This window comes from Paenibacillus sp. ATY16 (assembly GCF_003399985.2).
GTDB lineage: Bacteria > Bacillota > Bacilli > Paenibacillales > Paenibacillaceae > Pristimantibacillus > Pristimantibacillus glycanilyticus.
The window spans coordinates 284,250-292,053 of sequence record NZ_NMOK02000022.1 but is presented as its reverse complement, the minus strand read 5'-3'; the positions used below and the strand labels follow the sequence as shown (position 1 = coordinate 292,053).

Here is a 7,804-nt window from a genome sequence, read left to right as displayed (position 1 = left end):
AATAAGTGTCTACTTAATTGACAGAAGACCAACTTAATTGACAGAAGACCAAAACGGCTAATTTCGTTGGATGAACTCCAATGAAGGTTAGCTCCAGAGCTCTAATGCATGAAAATGTTGGACTATATCCAACATAGCTGCTGCAGGTGGATTAGAACTATAAAGTAGACACGGATGTTTTTGCCAATGCGGGCGAGAGTTTGGTCTTTAACAGCAAACGGCTGTGCCGGGTAAACCCAGCACAGCCGTTTAAATGCGTCACCCCAAAGTGGTGACGTTCTTTTTCTGGGTTTTAAGACTTAACCTCTAGGTTAAGTGCAGGCGGAGCAATTAAATGATTCTGGAGAAGTGAAACGGTCGCTTTTGTGAGGGGATTCCAATCCTATTGGAATTGTTCCAAGGAATCCCCGAGCAATGGCGATCGGAAGAACATTTAATTGCGCAGCATGCCCTTTAACCTACCCGCGAAGCGAAGTTCTTACCTGCCAGGAATCCGAATCGTCACCGACGTCCCGATTCCAAGTCGACTAAATATCGACACCCCATACGAGTCGCCAAATAGCAGCTTGATCCGGTTATCGACGTTGCGGACGCCGTAGCCGGACAACGTATCCTCGCTTTGCGGAAGATCGCCGCTTGGCATCTTCATCCCCATGCCGTCATCGATGACCTTCAGGATGATGTCTTGTCCCTCGCGGTAAGCCCGGATAATGATGTTAATGCCGCACTCATGATCCCAGATCGCATGATTGATGCAATTTTCCACGAATGGCTGAAGAGTCAGCTTAAGAATCCGGCAAGGCAAGACCGATTCCTCGATATCGTAGTGAACCCGAAGCAGATTGGCGAACCGCACCTGCTGGATCGATACGTAATAACGGGTCAACTGAATCTCCTCGTGGATGGACAGCGTATTTTTGCCTTTGTTCAGCGAGATCCGGTAAAACTTGGCCAGATCGGTCACCATCTTGTTCATTCGCGGGTCATCGTTGCGGATGGCTAGCGAAGAGATCGAAGCAAGCGAATTATACAGGAAATGCGGATTGATCTGAGCCTGCAGCACGTTAAGCTCCGCTTCGCGCTTGTCGATTTCCTTCATGTAGACATCCGAGATCAGCGAGCTTAGACGCTGGCTCATTTTTCGCAGCGCATTGCCGATTTGACCGATCTCATCCCGTCCAAGCGGCCGGATGTCGATAAGCTCGAAGTCCTCCCGTTCGATGCGGCGGATCATGCCAACAAGCTTTTCCATCCGTTTGGTGAACAGCCGTGCGGTGACGTAAATCAGGATAGCCATAAGGCCAAGGCTGACCAACGCGTAAGTCAGTATTCTTTTTGCCGTCAAATGAGCCTTGGACAAGAAGCTGCTGTAGGGAATAAGCGAGACGCTTTTCCAGCCGTATTTGGTCGTGTTGTAGACGACGAGCACCTTCTGGCCTTTATAGGTGCTGTCGAACCGCCCGTTATTTTCGGCGGGGAACGGTTCGGGCAGGTCGATCGGCTGGTTGAGAAGGCTTTTGTCCTTGGCGGACATCACGATGCCTTCTTCATTAATGATCAGCACCGCCTTGTCGCTAGCTTCCTTCTCCATCAGCCGGAAAATATCGGATTCCAGAATATTGATCGTTAATACGCCGTACGGATTGTTCATGCTGCTGATGTTGAGCAGCCGCGTCAGCGTGAACATCGGAGGCTTGTCAGGCTCGGGAGGGGAGGTGACAAACCTTACGTCCCCAAAGCTGCCGCTAAGCGATTTGTAAGCCAGCGAGCTGCGGAATCTCTGATCCATGGATTTGATGTACATGCCGTCCGTGGGCAGCGTCTCATTGTTAATATAGATGCTCATGGATTCAATGTCCGGGTTTGTCGTCAGCATGTTGACGAACGAGTTATTGATATATTTGTAAGCATCAACGAACAGCGACGGATCCTTCGAATAATCGTTGGTCAGATAGGCGCGCATATTGGAGTCCAGATACAGCGTGGCGGACAGCTTCGTGTACGTGTCCAGCTTGTTTTCAAGGTTGGAATTGATTTGCGCGACCGTAGAGTTCGTATTGGCGATCATCTGCGAAGAAAGCTCGCTGCGAATCGTCTCGTACGAATATTGAACGAAAAAGAGCAGGGGGAGAATGCCCCCGAGCAAAAACATGACGAACAGCTTCTCGCGAAGCCGCCAATTGTATAAAGGATTAATCAGCCATCCGGCCAGCTTCCTCATGATTTAAGACCACCCAGCCTAAAGTTGCAGTTTGCGGTATTCGTTAGGCGTGCTGCCTTTGTGCTTCTGGAATACCGAGCAGAAATAGGAGACATTCTCGTAGCTGACCCGGTGCGCGATATCGCGTACCTTCAGCGACCGGTCCTTTAGCAGCTCCGCCGCGTGATTCATGCGGACTCGGGTCAAGTAATCCAGGATCGTCTCGCCTGTCTTCTCTTTGAAGATGGTCCGCACGTAATTGGGCGACAAATAAACTTCCTTGGCGATATCCTCTACCGTAAGAGGCAGATGATAACGCTCGGCAATCAGCTTCATAATCTGCTCCGCAACCGACTGATGGCGGTCAAGATCGCGCTCGGCTGCGGCTTTCAGCAGCTCCCTGCAGAACCTCAGCGCGTAGGCGTGATAATGGGCGATTGACGGGAGAGACGACAGCTCCTTCCAATGGTCGGCCAGCAGCTGGTCGCGAAGCGGCCCTACCATAAGAGAGGCAAAATGCTGCTCCAGCATGGACAACAGCTGAATAACCGCCCGGACGGCATAGTTCCGCTCGATCCGTTCCTGGCGCATGCCGGAGAACCAGTCGTCCAGCAATTGTCCGGCGCGTTCGGCATCGCCGGCTTGCACGGCCGCAATAAGCGAAGCCGAAGTCGCGTCGACCGAGATATCGGTCTGCTTCACATTTTCGCTGGTACCGCTGCGTATAACGGAGCCGGCTTGCCGGTATAGCTTTTCTTCATTAAGTCGCTGCGATTCTTCGAACGCCTCTTTCAACAGATGAAATCCTTTGTATGGGCCTGACAGGCCAATGGTTGCGAAGGCTTCTCCTTCCGAAGTCGCGGCCAGCAGCTCTTCCCGCAGCAGCTCCCAATAAGCCGTCTCCCACTGCTGGGGTTTTCCTTGGAAGAGGACAAACAGCGTGCTTGGTCCGGTCTCAAGCACAATAGCGGCATCCAATCTCCGCCGCAGTAAAGCGCGGGCTGCTTCCGCGGCATCCGCGGTCAAGATGGAGGAAGAGGGTGGATGAGCCTGAGCCTGTTCTCCGTCTAATCCGCTAGTTGGGAACGCGGGAGACTCGACCGTCATGTAAGCGGCGCCAAAAGCCTGGTGCGAGAGAAAGCCGGAAGCTCCGTTCTCCCATTGCCGGATCCACTCCATCCGGCGCTCCGGCGAAGGTTCGCGGACGATGCGCAGCAGCAGCCGCTCGAGCTGCCAGCCGCCGCCTTCGCTTGCCAGCTGCTCCTCTTCGAATTTCTTCTTCACTTTCGCAAGGAGCAGAAGCAGCTCCTCCATATCGATCGGCTTCAGCAAATAGCCGGCTGCTTCGATATTAAGAGCGGACTTGATATATTGGAATTCGTTATGTCCGCTTAGATAGATGATTTTGACGCTTTTGTCGATTTGCTTCGCGCGCCTTCCGAATTCCAGCCCGTCCATGATGGGCATGCGCACATCCGTAACGATGATATCCGGTTTCAGCTCGGTAAGCTTAGCCAGCGCTTCCTTCCCGTTGCGTGCTGTCCCAACGACCTGAATGCCGGCCTGCTCCCAAGGAACGTAATGCTCCATGGTCTCGAGCTCGAGCGCTTCATCGTCAACCAGAAGTACTGTATACATGTCGGCACCGCCTTTTTTCGATAGAAATAAAACCTCATGATGTACGATGATTCTAGTTTAACGGGTATGCCGTTATTCAACAATGGAGCAAACGGAAGTGTGTGGGATTGGAGCATGAATCGGTAGATCTTAATATAGAACGGCCACAATGCCGGGCTATAATTAAGTCCATAAAGCGATGCAAACGGAAACTATATTCGCGGGAGGGCAACACGATGAACATGCAAACGAAAGCGCATCCACAAAGCACCGGAGCGCTTGCCGTCAAGAGAAATAAAGGCGGTCTGCTGGCGAGGCTCAAGGAACAGCGGCTGCTTTATGTACTGATGCTGCCCGCCATTATCCTGACTCTGATGTTCTCCTATGTGCCGATGTTCGGGTTGTATATGGCCTTCATCAATTATCAGCCGGGTGGGGGAACGTTCTTCAAGCAATTTTTCACGACAGAGTTTGTAGGCTGGCAGTGGTTTAACTACTTCTTCACCAACGGCGATTTCGTACGGATTATGCGAAATACGCTGGCGCAAAGCTTCCTGTCGCTGCTCTTCGGATTCCCGATGCCAATCATTTTGGCGCTTATGATCAATGAGCTGCGAAACGGCTGGTTCAAACGAACGTTCCAGACCGTCTCCTACATGCCGCATTTTATTTCCTGGGTTATCGCGGCAAACATTATTATTACGATGCTCTCGTCGGGAGGCGTAATCAACAACATTCTGACCGGCCTTCATATCGTGAACGAGCCGATTCAGTTCATGCAGAAGGGTCACCTGTTCTGGTGGATTATCGCTTTCTCGAATGCCTGGAAGGACATGGGCTTTAACGCCATTATGTATCTGGCAGCGATTTCGGCGATTAACCCCGAACTGTATGAGGTGGCGAAGGTCGACGGCGCAAGCCGCCTGAAGCAGATGCTCCATATCACGCTGCCGTCCATCCGTCCGACCATTATCATTCTCGCGATCCTCGCGATTGGCGGTATTTTGAACGCAGGCTTTGACCAGCAGTACCTGCTCCAGAACAATACGGTTATGGAATACTCGGAAGTTATCGATACCTACACGTACAAGTACGGCCTGCAAAACGGGATGTTCTCCTACGGGGCAGCCGTCGGATTGTTCAAATCGCTCGTGGCTTTCATCCTTGTCATCAGCGTGAATCAGATGGCTAAAAGAATGGAACAGCAGTCGCTGTTCTAGAACAATAACGCAAAGAGGAGAACACGCTATGGTGAAAGACAAAAAAGATTTTCTGTTTATGGCTGCCGTTTACGCCTTTATCGTTGCGATATTTGTGATTACCTTCTATCCTTTCTGGAACATTTTCATTATTTCGTTAAACAGTGCGGAGGATACTCTAAGAGGACATTTGTATCTGTGGCCGAGAGAGTTCAGTCTCAAAAGTTATGAGCAGATCCTTGGCGACAGCGAGATCTGGACGGCCATTCGGGTTACCTTGCTCAGGACCGTCATCGGAACGCCGCTTGCGGTTCTCACGATCAGCATGCTGGCGTTTGCGCTCAGCAAGAAGGAGCTTGTTGCCAACCGATTCTGGACGTTATACTTCGTCTTTACGATGTATTTTGGCGGCGGACTTATTCCGTACTACATGGTACTCAAAAGCTATCATCTGATCGATAACTTTATGGTGTTTATCGTGCCGGGCTTAATGAACGTGTTCTATATGATCATCGTCCGGACGTTTATGCAAGGGCTGCCGCAGGAGCTGGACGAGTCGGCCAAGATGGACGGAGCGAATTATCTCCAGATTTTCTTCCGCATCATTTTGCCGCTGACAACGCCGGTACTCGCAACGATTGGCCTGTTCACGGCGATCAGCCACTGGAATTCCTGGTTTGACTCGTACGTGTTTACGTACAACCCGGATTTGAAAACGCTGCAGGCCGTGCTCGTCAAAATCCTTAACCAGTACCAGACGGGTTCCATGGTTGGCGATGCGCAGGCGATGGCGAATTCGGCGAAACGCATGCAGGTATCGCCGGATACGATCCGGATGGCGGCGACCATGGTTGCAACGCTTCCTATTATTATGGTGTATCCGTTCCTGCAAAAATATTTCGTTAAAGGAATGACGCTGGGCGCGGTTAAAAGCTAATCCGCCCGGCTTAGCCGGACCAGATTACTTATAAGGGGGTGTGTCCCAGCCGGGGATGCCCTGGCAGCTTGCCAATGCTATTATAAGTCCAAGATCAATCATAGGGGGATTACAGTATGAACTCGAAAAAATGGATGCTGTCTTTGCTTACGGCCGTTATGTCGGTTTCCTTGATTTCCGCTTGTTCTTCGAATTCATCGGATAAACCAAGCAAGAGCTCGAACACGGGATCGGCGAATACCGGTACCAATGACAGCGCAACAAAGGATCCAAGCACGGACCCGATTACGATTACCTTCTTTGATAAAAATACAGGCGACAAGTTCGACAATGCGATCGCCAAAGAGATTACGAAGCGTACCGGCGTTACAATCGAGATTCAGCAGCCGACGGGCAACCCGACGGAAAAGCTGAACCTGATGCTGGCGAGCGACGATTTGCCCGACATGATCATGTTCGACCGCTCCAGCGACCTGGTAGCGAAATATACGGAAGCGGGCTCGATTATCCCGCTCGACGATCTTATCGAGAAATACGGTCCGGATGTCAAAGAAATGTACGGCGACGTTCTGAACAAGACGCGTTACAAGGACGGCAAGAACTACTACCTGTCCAACTGGTACGGTCTTGAGCATGAGCCGGTGTTCGGCTTCAACATGCGCAAAGACATCGTGAAGGAGCTTGCTCCGGATAAAGCGGATGGCGGCGTGCCGTTTACGCAAAGCGAATTCAAACAGCTTCTGACCGACTTCAAAGCGAAATATCCGCAAATGGACGGCAAGGATACTATCGCTCTGACGATGGACGGCGAGAACTGGGGCGGAACGCTGGGCACGTTCAAAGGGATGTTTGGCCTGATGCCTTATTACGAGCATGACGGCAAGCTGCAATACGACGTGAAGGATCCAAAATACAAGGATATGATCTTGTACATGAACGATCTGTACCGTTCCGGCTTGATGGATAAGGAATGGGCAATCAACAAACGCCAAGTGTGGGAGCAAAAGATCGCTACGGGCACCATTTTCTCCTCGACAGGCGCTTATTGGGATCTTGGCAACTCCAACACGATCCTCAAAAAGGATAAAGGCGAAGACTCGCAGCTGTTCGCGTACAAAGTGGTTGCAGACGGCGTAGATCCTTCGAAAACGACTTACGGCGGCCGCAGCTCGCTTGGCTGGGATGCGATTGCGATCACGAAGAAGAACAAAAATCCGGAACGCACGATGCAATTCATTAACTTCCTCGCAAGCGAAGAAGGTCAATACCTGCTCATGTGGGGGATCGAAGGCGTGCATTGGGATATGAAGGACGGCAAGCATGTACCGCGTCCAGAAACGCTGCAAGCGTTCAAAGACGACTGGGCTGCCTACACGAAAGAAACGGGTATCCGCAAATGGACTTGGTTTATCAAGAACGGCCCTGGCAAAGACGGTACGCCTTATGACCTTCCGGGTCGTTACGAGCGGGCTCCGGTTGACCAAATGGCAATCAAAAACCTGTCGGACAGCGTATTCGATACCGCGATTTACGACGGCATAAGCCCGCAAGGCGGCACGCCGGAAGCTCTGTCCGAGCAAAAAATCAGCGATATTACGAAGCAGGCGATCACAAAAGCGATTATGGCGCCTACGGCAGACGAAGCAAGCTCGATTTTTGACAAAATGCTGTCGGATATGAAAGCTGCTGGCGACGAAAAAGTGGAAGCGGTCTACACAACGAATTACGATGCCCGCAAACAGCTGTGGAACTAATTGGGATGATCTATTTAAATAAGCAGTAGAAGGAAAAAGGCCAGCCGTGCTGGCCTTTTTCCTTCCATCATCATCAGGCTATGAATCTATGGACGAA

At 51.2% G+C, this 7,804-nt stretch carries 5 protein-coding genes; 3 read left to right on the top strand and 2 right to left on the bottom strand.

Annotated features, from left to right (window positions below; all coding sequences use genetic code 11):
- Positions 1 to 478 precede the first annotated feature (478 nt).
- Positions 479 to 2,221, bottom strand: a complete 1,743-nt coding sequence (locus CFI03_RS12970) for a sensor histidine kinase (protein ID WP_116393963.1) — start codon at positions 2,219 to 2,221, stop codon at positions 479 to 481.
- An 18-nt stretch (positions 2,222 to 2,239) separates the two neighbouring features.
- Positions 2,240 to 3,838, bottom strand: coding sequence for a response regulator transcription factor (locus CFI03_RS12965; protein ID WP_116393962.1), 1,599 nt, complete (start codon positions 3,836 to 3,838; stop codon positions 2,240 to 2,242).
- Between the two features lie 215 nt (positions 3,839 to 4,053).
- Here CFI03_RS12965 and CFI03_RS12960 point away from each other — a divergent pair, with 215 nt between their 5' ends.
- The 3 genes from CFI03_RS12960 to CFI03_RS12950 all read left to right on the top strand — a co-directional run bounded on the left by CFI03_RS12960 (position 4,054) and on the right by CFI03_RS12950 (position 7,707).
- Positions 4,054 to 5,037: an ABC transporter permease gene (locus CFI03_RS12960; protein WP_116393961.1), complete on the top strand. Its 984-nt coding sequence runs from the start codon at positions 4,054 to 4,056 to the stop codon at positions 5,035 to 5,037.
- A 28-nt stretch (positions 5,038 to 5,065) separates the two neighbouring features.
- Entirely contained in the window at positions 5,066 to 5,953 is an 888-nt protein-coding gene (locus CFI03_RS12955; protein WP_116393960.1) for a carbohydrate ABC transporter permease, read from the top strand.
- Between the two features lie 116 nt (positions 5,954 to 6,069).
- Positions 6,070 to 7,707, top strand: coding sequence for an ABC transporter substrate-binding protein (locus CFI03_RS12950; RefSeq protein ID WP_116393959.1), 1,638 nt, complete (start codon positions 6,070 to 6,072; stop codon positions 7,705 to 7,707).
- Positions 7,708 to 7,804 lie beyond the last annotated feature (97 nt).